Annotated in this window: 12 protein-coding genes; 1 reads left to right on the forward strand and 11 read right to left on the reverse strand. The window is 56.7% G+C overall.

Going from position 1 to position 12,675, the window contains the following annotated elements; translation table 11 throughout:
- Positions 1–14: 14 nt before the first annotated feature.
- The 8 genes from ccoP (K3169_RS10890) to ccoN (K3169_RS10925) all read right to left on the reverse strand — a co-directional run bounded on the left by ccoP (K3169_RS10890) (position 15) and on the right by ccoN (K3169_RS10925) (position 7,128).
- Positions 15–989 (reverse strand): cytochrome-c oxidase, cbb3-type subunit III, encoded by a 975-nt coding sequence (gene ccoP, locus K3169_RS10890; RefSeq protein WP_263271411.1) that lies wholly within the window; start codon positions 987–989, stop codon positions 15–17.
- Positions 986–1,174 (reverse strand): cbb3-type cytochrome oxidase subunit 3, encoded by a 189-nt coding sequence (locus tag K3169_RS10895; protein WP_099269804.1) that lies wholly within the window; start codon positions 1,172–1,174, stop codon positions 986–988. The genes ccoP (K3169_RS10890) and K3169_RS10895 overlap by 4 nt, the downstream gene beginning before the upstream one ends.
- Positions 1,175–1,179: 5 nt before the next feature.
- Complete coding sequence (ccoO, locus tag K3169_RS10900; RefSeq protein WP_231677497.1) at positions 1,180–1,788, reverse strand: cytochrome-c oxidase, cbb3-type subunit II; 609 nt, start codon at positions 1,786–1,788, stop codon at positions 1,180–1,182.
- On the reverse strand, positions 1,785–3,230 hold the full coding sequence (gene ccoN, locus K3169_RS10905) for a cytochrome-c oxidase, cbb3-type subunit I (RefSeq protein ID WP_263271412.1): 1,446 nt from the start codon (positions 3,228–3,230) through the stop codon (positions 1,785–1,787). The genes ccoO (K3169_RS10900) and ccoN (K3169_RS10905) overlap by 4 nt, the downstream gene beginning before the upstream one ends.
- 700 nt (positions 3,231–3,930) lie before the next feature.
- Positions 3,931–4,881: a cytochrome-c oxidase, cbb3-type subunit III gene (ccoP, locus tag K3169_RS10910; RefSeq protein WP_263271414.1), complete on the reverse strand. Its 951-nt coding sequence runs from the start codon at positions 4,879–4,881 to the stop codon at positions 3,931–3,933.
- Complete coding sequence (locus K3169_RS10915) at positions 4,878–5,081, reverse strand: cbb3-type cytochrome oxidase subunit 3 (RefSeq protein WP_122397983.1); 204 nt, start codon at positions 5,079–5,081, stop codon at positions 4,878–4,880. The genes ccoP (K3169_RS10910) and K3169_RS10915 overlap by 4 nt, the downstream gene beginning before the upstream one ends.
- A gap of 3 nt (positions 5,082–5,084) precedes the next feature.
- Positions 5,085–5,693 carry a cytochrome-c oxidase, cbb3-type subunit II gene (ccoO, locus tag K3169_RS10920; RefSeq protein WP_263271416.1) on the reverse strand — a complete coding sequence of 203 codons (609 nt, stop codon included), beginning with the start codon at positions 5,691–5,693 and terminating at the stop codon, positions 5,085–5,087.
- 10 nt (positions 5,694–5,703) lie between these two features.
- Complete coding sequence (gene ccoN / locus K3169_RS10925) at positions 5,704–7,128, reverse strand: cytochrome-c oxidase, cbb3-type subunit I (RefSeq protein ID WP_263271417.1); 1,425 nt, start codon at positions 7,126–7,128, stop codon at positions 5,704–5,706.
- Positions 7,129–7,219: 91 nt separating this feature from the next.
- On the opposite strand from ccoN (K3169_RS10925), the gene K3169_RS10930 reads away from it, so the two are divergent.
- Positions 7,220–7,909, forward strand: coding sequence for an alpha/beta family hydrolase (locus K3169_RS10930; protein WP_231677492.1), 690 nt, complete (start codon positions 7,220–7,222; stop codon positions 7,907–7,909).
- Here K3169_RS10930 and K3169_RS10935 read toward each other — a convergent pair.
- The 3 genes from K3169_RS10935 to K3169_RS10945 all read right to left on the reverse strand — a co-directional run bounded on the left by K3169_RS10935 (position 7,906) and on the right by K3169_RS10945 (position 12,321).
- Positions 7,906–8,370 carry a hypothetical protein gene (locus tag K3169_RS10935; RefSeq protein WP_027902122.1) on the reverse strand — a complete coding sequence of 155 codons (465 nt, stop codon included), beginning with the start codon at positions 8,368–8,370 and terminating at the stop codon, positions 7,906–7,908. The two genes, K3169_RS10930 and K3169_RS10935, sit on opposite strands and share 4 nt — an antisense overlap.
- A 118-nt stretch (positions 8,371–8,488) precedes the next feature.
- Positions 8,489–10,390, reverse strand: coding sequence for a hypothetical protein (locus K3169_RS10940; protein WP_263271418.1), 1,902 nt, complete (start codon positions 10,388–10,390; stop codon positions 8,489–8,491).
- A 59-nt stretch (positions 10,391–10,449) separates the two neighbouring features.
- The gene (locus K3169_RS10945; protein ID WP_231677490.1) at positions 10,450–12,321 is read right to left on the reverse strand and encodes a hypothetical protein; all 1,872 of its coding nucleotides are present in this window, start codon (positions 12,319–12,321) and stop codon (positions 10,450–10,452) included.
- Between the last annotated feature and the right edge of the window lie 354 nt (positions 12,322–12,675).

Genomic DNA, 12,675 nt, shown 5'->3' on the forward strand with positions numbered 1-12,675 from the left:
AGAGTTTCTTCAGCTTACTCAGCATCTGCCGCCTTATCCCGCGACAAGCTATACACATACGCCGCCAGAATATGCACCCGGTCATTGCCCTGAATCGCTGCCTGTGCAGGCATCTGGCCCTGACGGCCGTAGCGGATGGTTTGTTGCAACTGCGCGTAACTGGATCCGTAGATGTACGACCCTGGATGGGTCAGGTCTGGAGCACCCAGCACTTGCATGCCTTTGCCTTGCGGACCGTGGCAGGCGACGCAGGTAGTGGTAAATATCTTCTGCCCGGCCACCGGATCAGCTTTGGCGTCTTCCGGCAGTTTGCGGCCGCTGAGCGCGGTCAGCACGTACGCCGACACATCGCGCACGCCTTGTTCCTGGAGGGCATCCCCCCATGCGGGCATCACCGCATGGCGGCCGCCCATGATCGTGGCTTTGATGGTTTCCGGGTCGCCGCCCCAGCGCCAGTCGGCATCGGTCAGGTTCGGAAAGCCATAGGCCCCTTTGGCGTCGGACCCATGACACACCGAGCAGTTGGACGCGAACAGGCGGCCGCCCATCTTCAGGGCCTGCGGATCCTTGGCAACTTCCTCGATGGGCATCGACGCAAATTTAGCGTAGATCGGACCGAAACGCGCCTCGGCCCGCGCCATTTCCTTTTCCCATTCATGCACGGCCGTCCAGCCGGTCTGGCCGTCGGAGAACTCGATTTTCTTGTCGGTATTCATGTAACCGTAGCCCGGCCAGAGGCCTTTCCAGTTACCCAGGCCGGGATACAGCACCAGATAGCCCAGCGCAAAAATAATCGTGCCGATAAACAGCATGAACCACCACTTGGGCAGCGGGTTGTCGTACTCCTCGATGCCGTCAAAGGCGTGGCCGACGGTTTCTTCGGTGGTGTCATCACGCTGGCCCTTGCGGGTGGAAAGCAGTAGCCACGTCAGAGCGAAAACAGTGCCCAACGTCAGAACGGTGACGTACAGACTCCAGAAAGTGCTCATTGCTTGCTCCTGAATGCTTTTTCCTGCTCGACCTTTTTGATCGCTTCGGGATCGTCCGCGAAGGGCAACAGGGTTGCATCATCAAACTCTGTCTTGCGCCGGGGGCTGAACACCCAGAGCGCCAGACCGATGAAGGCCACCATCACCACCAGGGTGCCAAGACCCCGAATCATCCCGATATCCATCCAGATCACCGCTTGCTTTTAATGACGGTGCCGAGGCCTTGCAGATAGGCCACCAGTGCATCCATTTCGGTTTTGCCTTTCACTGCGGCCTGAGCTCCAGCGATGTCTGCGTCGGTATAAGGCGTACCCAACGTGCGCAGGACTTCCATTTTCTTCGCGGTGTCCTCGCCATCCAGGTGCTTCTCGACCAGCCACGGATAGGCCGGCATTTTCGATTCCGGGACCACGTTGCGCGGGTTGTACAAATGCGCCCGATGCCAGTCGTCCGAGTAGCGGCCGCCGACTCGCGCCAGGTCCGGCCCGGTGCGTTTGGAGCCCCACAGAAACGGATGATCCCAGACGCTTTCGCCCGCCACCGAGTAGTGACCATAGCGTTCGGTTTCGGCGCGGAACGGGCGAATCATCTGCGAGTGACAACCGACACAGCCGTTGGCGATGTACACGTCGCGGCCTTCGACTTCCAGCGCAGTACGCGGCTTCATGCCTTCCACCGGCTTGTTGGTCACGTCCTGAAAAAACAGCGGGACGATTTGCGTCAGGCCGCCGATGCTGACGGCGATGACCATGCAGAGGGCCAGAAGGCCAATGTTCTTTTCGAGGAGTTCGTGCTTCATCGGTGAGCCCCCACCACGGCGATTTGTGCTGCGGCTTCTGCTTCTTCGGGGTTGGAAGCACGCACGGTGCGCCAGACGTTATAAGCCATGAGCAGCATGCCGCTGGCGAAGGTTGCGCCGCCAACCATTCGCACGATGTAACCCGGGTGGCTGGCTTGCAGTGCCTCGACGAAGGAGTAAGTCAGCGTGCCGTCGTCGTTGATCGCTCGCCACATCAGGCCCTGGGTGATGCCGTTGACCCACATCGACGCGATGTACAGCACGGTGCCAATGGTCGCCAGCCAGAAGTGCACGTTGATCAGGCCGATGCTGTGCATCTGCGGTCGACCAAACACTTTGGGGATCATGTGATACGTCGCGCCTATAGTGATCATCGCTACCCAGCCCAATGCGCCTGCATGCACATGGCCGATGGTCCAGTCGGTGTAGTGGGAAAGGGCGTTGACCGTCTTGATCGCCATCATCGGACCTTCGAAAGTCGACATGCCGTAGAACGCCAGGGACACCACCAGAAACCGCAGGATCGGGTCCGTGCGCAATTTATGCCACGCGCCCGAGAGGGTCATCATGCCGTTGATCATCCCGCCCCAGCTTGGCGCGAGGAGAATGATCGACATCACCATGCCCAACGACTGCGCCCAGTCGGGCAGGGCTGTGTAATGCAGGTGGTGCGGACCGGCCCAGATGTACAGGGTGATCAGCGCCCAGAAGTGCACGATGGACAGGCGATACGAATAGATTGGCCGCTCAGCCTGCTTGGGCACGAAGTAATACATCATGCCGAGGAAGCCGGTGGTCAGGAAGAAACCCACTGCGTTGTGGCCGTACCACCATTGAATCATCGCGTCGGTGGCGCCCGCGTAGGCTGAGTAGGATTTGAACAGGCTGACTGGCAACGAGATGTGGTTAACGATGTGCAGCATGGCGGTGACAACAATAAATGCACCGTAGAACCAGTTGGCGACATAGATGTGTCGGGTCTTGCGCTTGACGATGGTGCCGAAAAACACCGCGCCATGCACCACCCAGACAATGGTCAGCAGAATCGCTATCGGCCATTCCAGTTCAGCGTATTCCTTGGTGGTGGTGTAGCCCATCGGCAGGGTGATGATGGCGCTGACGATCACCGCTTGCCAGCCCCAGAACGAGAACGCCGCCATGCCATCGGAAATCAACCGGGTCTGACACGTGCGTTGCACCACGTAATAAGAGGTGCCGAAGAGCGCGCAGCCGCCGAACGCGAAGATCACCAGATTGGTATGCAAAGGTCGCAGGCGTCCGAAACTGGTCCACTCCAGCCCCAGGTTCAGTTCCGGCCAGACCAGCTGTGCGGCGATGAAAACGCCAAGCCCCATGCCCAGGATGCCCCAGACCACCGTCATGACGGCGAACTGGCGGACCACCTTATAGTTATAAGCAGTCGGACTGTTTGCTGTGCTCATTATCAGGTTCCACGGTTCGACTATTTATCAGAGTGTGAACGTTATTAACCCATGAAACCCGGCGCAGGCATGCTCAGCGGCCGTTTCAGGCATATTCCGACGCGGAGCGTAAAGGAAAAACCTGTCCCGGTGGACAGAAATTTTCTGGAGGGTGTAGCACGGGTAAAATCCGGGGTGGGAGTAACGGACATTAGCAGCATGCCAAGAGTAAGCGAACAGCCCTGGTTCGTCAGGCCGTTGAGCGTTTGCATGGCACGAATGTCGTGCACGTTTCTTTCACTTGACCTTTGGGTCCCGAAACGCTCGGCTCCCGGTTCTGTAGGAGTGAGCTTGCTCGCGACAGCGCCCGTTCTGTCGATAAATTCCTGGACCAGGAAATCGAATCGCGAGCAAGCTCACTCCTACAGAAAATGCATTTCAATCCAGTAGTTTGCATTTTGATTGATGAGAGCCGCCCCGGTGTCCCTGATACCACGCTGTCTCGCGGCAAACAAACATAGGACCTGTAGGAGCTGCCGAAGGCTGCGATCGCGGTGTATCGGGAGAAATGCATCGCAGCCTTCGGCAGCTCCTACAGAAAATGTATTTCAATCCAGTAGTTTGCATGTTGTTTGATGGGAGAACATCTGCGAATAAAAGGGACCACCGCACCCTGTTGCAGGGTGCGGTGTTGAAGGGGTCCACAGTGTTGCTCTTTTTGCTACCGCGCCGCTTTACCTTTGTCGTCGGGTTGATCAGGACCCTTCGACAGGCTGTAAACATAAGCGGCCAGCAGCTGTACTTTGTCATTGCCCAATAAATCGGCCTGAGCAGGCATATGACCTTGGCGACCAAGACGAATGGTCTGCTGCAACTGCGCCAGGCTGGTGCCGTAGATGAAACCGCCCGGCTGTGTGAGGTTTGGGGCGCCCATGACTTCGGTGCCTTTGCCTGTTGCGCCATGACAGGCTACACACGTGGAGCTGAACACTTGCTGTCCGGCGGCCAGATCCGCCTTGTCATCAGCGGGCAGTGGCAGCCCTGCCAGTGAGTGGCGCACATACGCCGCAACGTTTTTCACACCGTCTTCGCCGATGATCGTGCCCCAGGCCGGCATGGCCGCGACCCGGCCCGCCATGATGGTGGTCTTGATCGTGTCAGCGGAGCCGCCCCAGCGCCAGTCGTTGTCGGTCAGGTTCGGGAAGCCGTAAGCGCCTCTGGCGTCAGAGCCATGGCAAACCGAGCAATTGGAAGCAAACAGGCGGCCACCCATTTTCAGCGCTTGAGGATCCTGGGCGACTTCCTCTACTGGCATGGCCGCAAATCTGGCGAAGATCGGCCCGAAACGGGCATCGGCCTTGTCCATTTCCTTCTGCCATTCGTTGACGCCGGTCCAGCCGTCTTCATAGCCGGGTGCGATGCCTTTCCAGTTGCCCAGCCCCGGATACACGATCAGATAACCGATCGCGAACACCAGCGTCCCGGCGAACAACATGAACCACCACTTGGGCAGCGGATTGTCATATTCCTCGATGCCATCGAAGCTGTGGCCCATGGTCTGATCGGTACTGCCCTTGGTTTCGCCCTTGCGGGTGCCGATCAACAACCAGGTCAGGCCGATCAGGCTGCCAATGGTCAGCACGCAGATATAGGTGCTCCAGAACGCGGTCATGGCTGGTTACTCCGTACAACAGGCTGCTCTTTTGAAAGTTGCTCGATTACCGGTGGCGGCAAAGGCTCGTCCGCAAACGGTGCCAGACGGGCTTCGGCGAAGTCAGCGTTGCGTCGGCTGCTGAACACCCACAGCGACATACCGATGAATGCAATGGCCACGATCAGCGTGCCAAGCCCGCGTAGATCCTGAATATCCATGGCTTACCTCTTGCTCTTGATGGCAGTGCCAAGCACTTGCAGGTAGGCAACCAGCGCGTCCATCTCGGTCTTGCCTTTGAGGGAGGCAACGGCGCCACTGATGTCCTCATCGGTATAAGGCACGCCCAGGGTGCGCATCGCCTTGATCTTGGCTTCGGTGTAGCGGCTTTCTACCTGCTGAGTCACCAGCCAGGGATACGCAGGCATTTTCGACTCAGGCACGACGTTGCGCGGGTTGTACAAATGCGCGCGGTGCCAGTCGTCCGAATAGCGTGCGCCGACGCGAGCGAGGTCTGGTCCGGTGCGCTTGGAACCCCACAGGAACGGGTGATCCCAGACACTTTCACCGGCTACCGAATAGTGCCCATAGCGTTCGGTCTCGGCGCGGAACGGCCGGATCATCTGCGAGTGGCAGCCCACACAACCTTCGCGAATATAGATATCGCGGCCTTCCAGTTGCAGCGCGGTGTAAGGCTTCATGCCCTCAACCGGCTTGTTGGTCACGTCCTGAAAGAACAGCGGGACGATTTGCGTCAGGCCGCCGATGCTGACGGCCAGCACCATCAGAATCATCAGCAGGCCGACGTTTTTCTCGATCGTTTCATGTCTCATGGCGATCTCCTCAGGCCATCTGCGCAGCAGCGGCAGCTTCGACAGGGTTGGAGGCCCTTACGGTGCGCCAGGTGTTGTAGGCCATCAGCAACATACCCAGCAGGAAGATCGCGCCGCCTGCCAGGCGCACGATGAATCCGGGATGGCTGGCCACCAGTGTTTCGACGAAGGAGTAGGTCAAAGTGCCGTCTTCGTTGACCGCGCGCCACATCAGGCCTTGAGTGATGCCGTTGACCCACATCGATGCGATGTAGAGCACGGTGCCAATAGTGGCCAGCCAGAAGTGCGCGTTGATCAGGCCAAAGCTGTGCATCTGCGGGCGGCCGAAGACTTTCGGGATCATGTGGTACAGCGCGCCGATGGAGATCATGGCGACCCAGCCCAGGGCTCCGGCGTGAACGTGGCCGATGGTCCAGTCGGTGTAATGGGAGAGGGCGTTGACGGTCTTGATCGCCATCATCGGACCCTCGAAGGTCGACATACCGTAGAACGCCAGGGAAACCACCAGAAAGCGCAGAATCGGGTCGCTGCGCAATTTATGCCAGGCACCCGAAAGGGTCATCATGCCGTTGATCATTCCGCCCCAGCTCGGGGCCAACAGAATCAGCGACATCACCATACCCAGCGACTGCGCCCAGTCGGGCAGGGCGGTGTAGTGCAAATGGTGCGGACCGGCCCAGATGTACAGTGTGATCAGCGCCCAGAAATGCACGATGGACAGGCGATAGGAGTACACCGGACGTTCGGCCTGTTTTGGCACGAAGTAGTACATCATCCCCAGGAAGCCCGCGGTCAGGAAAAAGCCCACCGCGTTGTGCCCGTACCACCATTGCACCATGGCATCGGTGGCGCCGGAGTACAGCGAGTAGGACTTGGTCAGGCTGACCGGCAGTTCCAGATTATTGACGATGTGCAACACAGCAACCGTGAGGATGAACGCGCCGAAGAACCAGTTGCCGACATAAATATGTTTGGTTGTGCGCGTGGCCAGGGTGCCGAAGAACACGATGGCGTAAGCCACCCAGACAATCGTAATAAGAATGTCGATAGGCCATTCCAGCTCTGCGTATTCCTTGGAACTGGTGTAACCCAGCGGCAGGCTGATGGCCGCTAGCAGGATCACCAATTGCCAGCCCCAGAACGTGAACGCCGCCAGTTTCGGCAGGAACAATGTTGTCTGGCAGGTGCGCTGCACCGAGTAATAAGAGCTGGCAAACAGGGCGCAGCCGCCGAACGCAAAAATCACCGCATTGGTGTGCAGCGGGCGCAAGCGACCAAAGCTTGTCCAGGGAAGATCGAAGTTGAGTTCAGGCCAGACCAGTTGGGCGGCGAGAAAGACCCCAAGTCCCATCCCGACAATCCCCCAGATCACCGTCATAATGACGAACTGGCGGACCACCTGATAGTTGTAGGCGGTACTGTTAGTGGTGTTCATTTATTTATATTTCCCATCGAGGCCAGGTCGGGTGCGCTACGCACAGGTTTAGCTCCGGGTTATTGGCAGACTCATCAAAAGCGAGGCAAGCATGAGCATTGGGCAAAGTGCCGGTATTGACGAAGATCAATGTGCACAACTGGCAAAAGACCACGGCTGGTTATGGAATCAGGCGGTCACAGACCCACGAAGCAAGCCCTTGGCGACGCTTGTTCTGGCTCACGGCGCGGGTGCGCCGATGGACAGCGACTTCATGAACGACATGGCTGCGCGCCTTGCCGGACAAGGCGTCAACGTGTTGCGTTTCGAATTTCCCTACATGGCGCAGCGCCGGGTCGATGGACGCCGTCGGCCGCCGAATCCGCAAGCACAATTACTCGACTGCTGGCGTGAGGTGTATGCCAGTGTGCGACCCCATGTCACTGGGAGTCTGGCCATTGGCGGCAAGTCCATGGGCGGGCGTATGGCCAGCCTGATCGCAGATGAACTGCACGTGGATGCGTTGGTGTGTCTGGGTTATCCTTTCTATGCGGCAGGCAAACCGGAAAAACCTCGGGTCGCGCACCTCGCAGATCTGCAAGCGCGGACGTTGATCGTGCAGGGTGAGCGGGATGCCTTGGGCAACAAGGAAAGCGTCGAAGCCTACACGCTGTCCCCTGCGATTGAGGTGCTGTGGATTCCCGCCGCCAATCACGACCTCAAGCCCTTGAAGTCGGCAGGCATCAGCTATGAAGACTGCCTGGCGAACACCGCGAAGCGTATCGCGGACATGCTGGGTTAAGTCGGCAGGCAGTGCAGATCGAACTCACCTTCGGTCACTGCGAAGTCCAGGGCGGAAATACTGAAGCCGAACTCACCCCTCAGACGCTGCGCGGACAGGTCGGCCTCAAACAGCGTCAGTTGCCCGGCCTGAATATGCCCTGAGTGATAGATGATGTTCTGGCTGTTCGGCGTCTGGTGATAGACGACTTTGATGTACTCACTGGCCACCAGGTCGTGAGTGCCCAAAGGTAAATCCCGATCGAAGAACAGGCCGATACTGGCGCGTTTACGGCCGACCTTGCCTTGAGCGATAACCTTCCAGATCCACTGCCGAGGCGTTGGTGACAACTCCGGTCGTAGGGTCAGACTCGCCGACAGCAACGACACTACCAAAGGGGATTGATTGACCACCGCCTGAAAACTGCCTTGGCAGGTCGGCGGGCTGACCCGCGATTTACGAGGCATTGCGGACGCGCTCATGTACGTGCTCCTTGCTGAGCAGTGTGTGATTTGGGGGATGCAGAGAAGGGCGTCGCACTTGACAGGTAGTGCGACGCCCGGAAGTCCGGTTTTCGGTCTGAGCCCGCTGCATCAACCGTCAGCGAATACCTACGCCAAGGCTGATGCTGTGCTCCAGCACCTTGAAGTTAGCGCCGGTTACCAGATTTTTGATGAGGTACCACTTCATGCCCACCAGGTTCTGCGCTGCTACCGTGGACGACCAGTACAGCCCGTTACCCATTGGCCAGCGATTGCCGTAAGCATTGAAGATCTGATTCAGTTCATCAATCGCCGGGATACGCGCGCCTTGACCTGCGGCGGCGGCAGTCATCTGCGCATACTTGCCAGAGCCCAGTCCTAAGCAGTGAATAACGCCAGTGACCGTGACCGTATAGCTCTTGGTTTCACCCAGTGCATCCGTCACCGAAATCCTTGCTGTACCGTTGCCCCGAACCGAGGTCAGGCCATGCTCATCCACATGAGCAATACGGGTGTCGCTGGACACATAGGCATAAGGCGCTTGCCCGCCACTGGCAATGCGCCGCACCGTCGTACCTTCTGGAAAGGACGGGAGGATATCCGGCCTGCCGGGAATCAGGTAAACCTTGCCGCCCAGGCTCACAGGCGACGTGTCGAAGTTCATACCCTGCTGAACCCGCAACCACCGCGGCGCAGACACCACCGCCGTACCCGCCCGCGTCACGGTATACGTCACACTCGCAGAGCTGCCGATGTTCTGGCTAATGAAGGCTTTCGGGATATTGAACAGCAACTGGGCATCGCCGCCGATCACCTGCGCAGGCGTGTCGTAACGGGCTGTGCCTTCCCAGGTCGCGACCACACTGTCGCCACTGCTCATGTCCGCATAACCCACCCGCACCGTGGCACCGGATTCGGGGATTTTTGAAGGGGTCAGCAGGCCGTCGGGGCCGACGGTGTCCATGGTTGGGGCGGGGAGGCGGGTAACCCCTGCCTGAATTTTCAGCTGCAACGTTCCGGAAGCCTGCGCGCTGCCATTGGCGCGAAGGACGTCATAAGTGATCGACACCGTCTGGCCCTTGTTCGCCTCTACCAGGGTCGCCGAGAACAGCATCTCCAGGTCCTTGCCCGCGTCGGCATCGGTAATCGTCTTTTCCTTGGTGTCGCTTGCGTTAGCTCCGCGCCACTGCACCTCTACACGATCACCACGCGCAAGTTGCCCCAAGGCACCTACGACCACTGTAGCGCCCAGCGTTGCGTTCACCGGGTCAAGCGTATCGCCATTGGCTTCCTTGACCACCGGCAACGGCAGTTCAGGCAATACCCGAAGTTGTAGATTGATCTGTACCGCCTGAGCATTCACCGAAAGATTGCCCGCCAGATCGGTAACGGTGTAGAAGACCGGTGCTTCGATATCACCAATGTTCTCCAGAAATTCCCGGGAGAAATCCACCATGACTCGCTGCAGGCCCATGTCATCCCGGCCGACGATTGCCACAGGCCCTTCGACAGAGCCCCAGTAAGTGCGGATCACATCGCCTTCTTTCATATCGCTATAACCTGCGATCTTGCCAGGCAATTTGTTCCCCAAGGCCTCCAGCTCCGCTGAAGTCAGGCCGTTCTGGATGGCGACCGGGAAGATGATGGGGGCGAGCAGGGGATTGCCGGGGGCGGTGCGGTCGATTTCGATTCGAGTGGTGAATGAATCGTCAGTGAGTTCGCTAAACGGATTTTTGGTTCTATAGCCGACGTAATGCAGGCCTTCATTCATGAGTGCAATAGGGATTTCAAGCGTCACGCGCTCTCCTGGCTGCTCATCATCGATTGTTTTTTCCGGGCCTATGAGCATGTCATCAAACAGAAGTTGATAAGTAAATTGAGGGCGCGCCGCGCTCCACACATCTAACTCTACCATTAGCGGTTTATTTAAATACTCGATAGGGATGATTCCATTATCAAGTGCGCTTGGCACGGAGGGTGCGTCAAGTTCTGGCGAGGGAATATTTTTTTGATTAAGCATGATTTTTCCTAGTTATACCTGCAGGATGCAGCGGGCCCTTTGGCCCGCTGTGTCTATGTTTATCGAAATGTACAAGTCAGCTCGGCTGAGTCCAGCATATGAACAGGTGCGCGCGTCACAGTAGAGTTCACGGCACTTTGGTTACTGCCTGGTGGTGGCTCAACTTTGATACTCACCTCTGCGAATCCGGTGCAGATCATTCTTAAATTTCGATATGGCACGGTGAATGTGTAGCCATCAACGATGTCAAACTCATCCAGCTCCCGTGCAGCCGTATAATTCGACGCTTCAATGGGGGTGTTGTCATCGTCAAAGCCTTTGAAAGTCAATGTTACTTTCTGATCTTTGGCAATGTTGATATAAGGTACTATCAGCAAGTCGGCGCCATTTGGATTCAGTACAGGAGCGATGTAGCCTCCGGAGTTAAGCTTGAATTGAGGCCCCTCCAGTCCGTCTGGACCTCCAGGTAACTCTTCTCTGGATCGAACAACTACTGACTGTATCGGAGCTTTCGCAGGGTTGGGGTTACCGTTTCGCACCAGAGTGAAATACACCGGAATTTCAGCGCCCGTGCCTTGAAGTTTCAGAATTCCGTTGTCAATCGGGATCATCAGATCCTTCTCCGCACTTACATCGGTAGCTTTAATCTGATACCACTGAAGTTTTTGTTGATCACCCCAATAAAGATTCAGATCATCGCTAACCTGGAAGTCCCGGTTCCAGGCCACGATGCCACGCCCATTCAGTTCGTAATCATCCTCGTCAATAAAGTTATCCGTGGTATTTGGATTCTCAATACTGGTTCCTTGTACCGTCAGGGCTGTCAGAGGACTCGTCACAGGAAGCGTCAGGAACACATCGACAGTGCTGATGAGCGAGGTGCCGACGACTTCATTTTGTCGGGATACCTCATAAGAGACCTTCACCTCTCCGGGAGGTAGCGCATTGATGGTTTCAAACGGCACGCGCAGAGAAAGAACAATATCTTCGTCTTCATTGCCCGGCGGTAAGGACACGGGGAGCATAGGGTTGCTCTCTCCCCAGAAAAGTCGAATCTGATCCAGTGCATTCGCATTGTCGTAGTGAGGAATGTCTACCGTTACACCAACCAGAGCCTCTGCATGGTCAATCAGGTTACCCAGATCCGGGTCAATGATTGGGGCGGGATAGTCCGATGGAATTTCCTGCAGCCTCAAGAAAACCGGTACCGGATTCGACTCAATTGAAAGGTTTCCAGCCCGGTCATTTACCTTGTAAGTGACCAGTTGCTCCTGCTCACCCAGACTCTCCAGAAAGCTCTTGGTGAATGTCACCGAAACCTGATTGAGCCCCATGTCATCTTCATCGACGTTTGCGCTCGGTCCTGGGGTGTTACCCCACATTGTCTGAATATGGTCGTGTTTAGCCATGCCGGTATAGCCGGCAATATGAGCTTCCAGTCTGCCCCCCAGTTGTGCGAGTTCGGCAGCCGTGAGGCCGTTCTGCACTTCAGGAGGAAATTGAATCTGGCTCAACTCCGGGGAGCCTGGTGGTGTTTTATCAATAACCACCATATAGGGGAACGAGCGATTTGCTACCTCACTCAACGGGTTGTAAGTTCGGTATTGCAGCATGTGGACACCTTCATCCAACAGGCTGACCGGGATCTGTAGCATGAGAGGGTCGCCCGGTTGCTCATCTTCGCTAATGAACTCTGCGTCGCCGTAAGGCACGTTGTTCCAGACTAGTTGATAGGTATACCCGGGGCGTGCACCCGGCCAGACTTTTAGTGTGACGGTTACGGGACGTTCCAGTGCAGAGATCGGCAGCAGGCCTGGTGTGTCGTCGTCATGGAAGGCGACCGGTACATCTGGCTTCTCGTGAACAACTGTTTCCTGTTTTTCTTTTCGATACTGCGGGACAATGAGAGGTTTTCTCGGTGTAGCTTTCATTGTTTAATTCCTTTTTTGATATTATTTACGATTCGTATAGAGGTCCGCTTATAGCGTGCACCTCTGAAGTAATAACCTGGAAAATTCACAGCGACCTTTGTGTCGTTGCTTGATTTCAAGTTAGGGCGGAAGTAATCGTTTTTTTCTCAGGACGTCAACCGAAGGTGGTAGATAAATCTTACCTTTCTGGGATTTTCAGAAGTTTCCTACAAGATCCCTGTGTATGTAGGAAATAAGCTCATTGTTCTAGGAGTTTTCCTACTATTCTCTGCTAGCGTCAGGTAGTAGTCCCGTGATTAAGTCGAGAAGAATGCGTCTTCTGTCAAATAGGGAGACGAATTTGTGTCGCACGAA

This window comes from Pseudomonas phytophila, assembly GCF_025643095.1.
In the GTDB taxonomy this organism is placed as follows: Bacteria; Pseudomonadota; Gammaproteobacteria; order Pseudomonadales; family Pseudomonadaceae; genus Aquipseudomonas; species Aquipseudomonas quasicaspiana.

Coding starts and splice junctions, on each gene's coding strand:
- ccoP (WP_263271411.1), bottom strand. CDS start 989: ATGAGCACTTTCTGGAGTCTGTACGTCACCGTTCTGACGTTGGGCACT.
- K3169_RS10895 (WP_099269804.1), bottom strand. CDS start 1,174: ATGGATATCGGGATGATTCGGGGTCTTGGCACCCTGGTGGTGATGGTG.
- ccoO (WP_231677497.1), bottom strand. CDS start 1,788: ATGAAGCACGAACTCCTCGAAAAGAACATTGGCCTTCTGGCCCTCTGC.
- ccoN (WP_263271412.1), bottom strand. CDS start 3,230: ATGAGCACAGCAAACAGTCCGACTGCTTATAACTATAAGGTGGTCCGC.
- ccoP (WP_263271414.1), bottom strand. CDS start 4,881: ATGACCGCGTTCTGGAGCACCTATATCTGCGTGCTGACCATTGGCAGC.
- K3169_RS10915 (WP_122397983.1), bottom strand. CDS start 5,081: ATGGATATTCAGGATCTACGCGGGCTTGGCACGCTGATCGTGGCCATT.
- ccoO (WP_263271416.1), bottom strand. CDS start 5,693: ATGAGACATGAAACGATCGAGAAAAACGTCGGCCTGCTGATGATTCTG.
- ccoN (WP_263271417.1), bottom strand. CDS start 7,128: ATGAACACCACTAACAGTACCGCCTACAACTATCAGGTGGTCCGCCAG.
- K3169_RS10930 (WP_231677492.1), top strand. CDS start 7,220: ATGAGCATTGGGCAAAGTGCCGGTATTGACGAAGATCAATGTGCACAA.
- K3169_RS10935 (WP_027902122.1), bottom strand. CDS start 8,370: ATGAGCGCGTCCGCAATGCCTCGTAAATCGCGGGTCAGCCCGCCGACC.
- K3169_RS10940 (WP_263271418.1), bottom strand. CDS start 10,390: ATGCTTAATCAAAAAAATATTCCCTCGCCAGAACTTGACGCACCCTCC.
- K3169_RS10945 (WP_231677490.1), bottom strand. CDS start 12,321: ATGAAAGCTACACCGAGAAAACCTCTCATTGTCCCGCAGTATCGAAAA.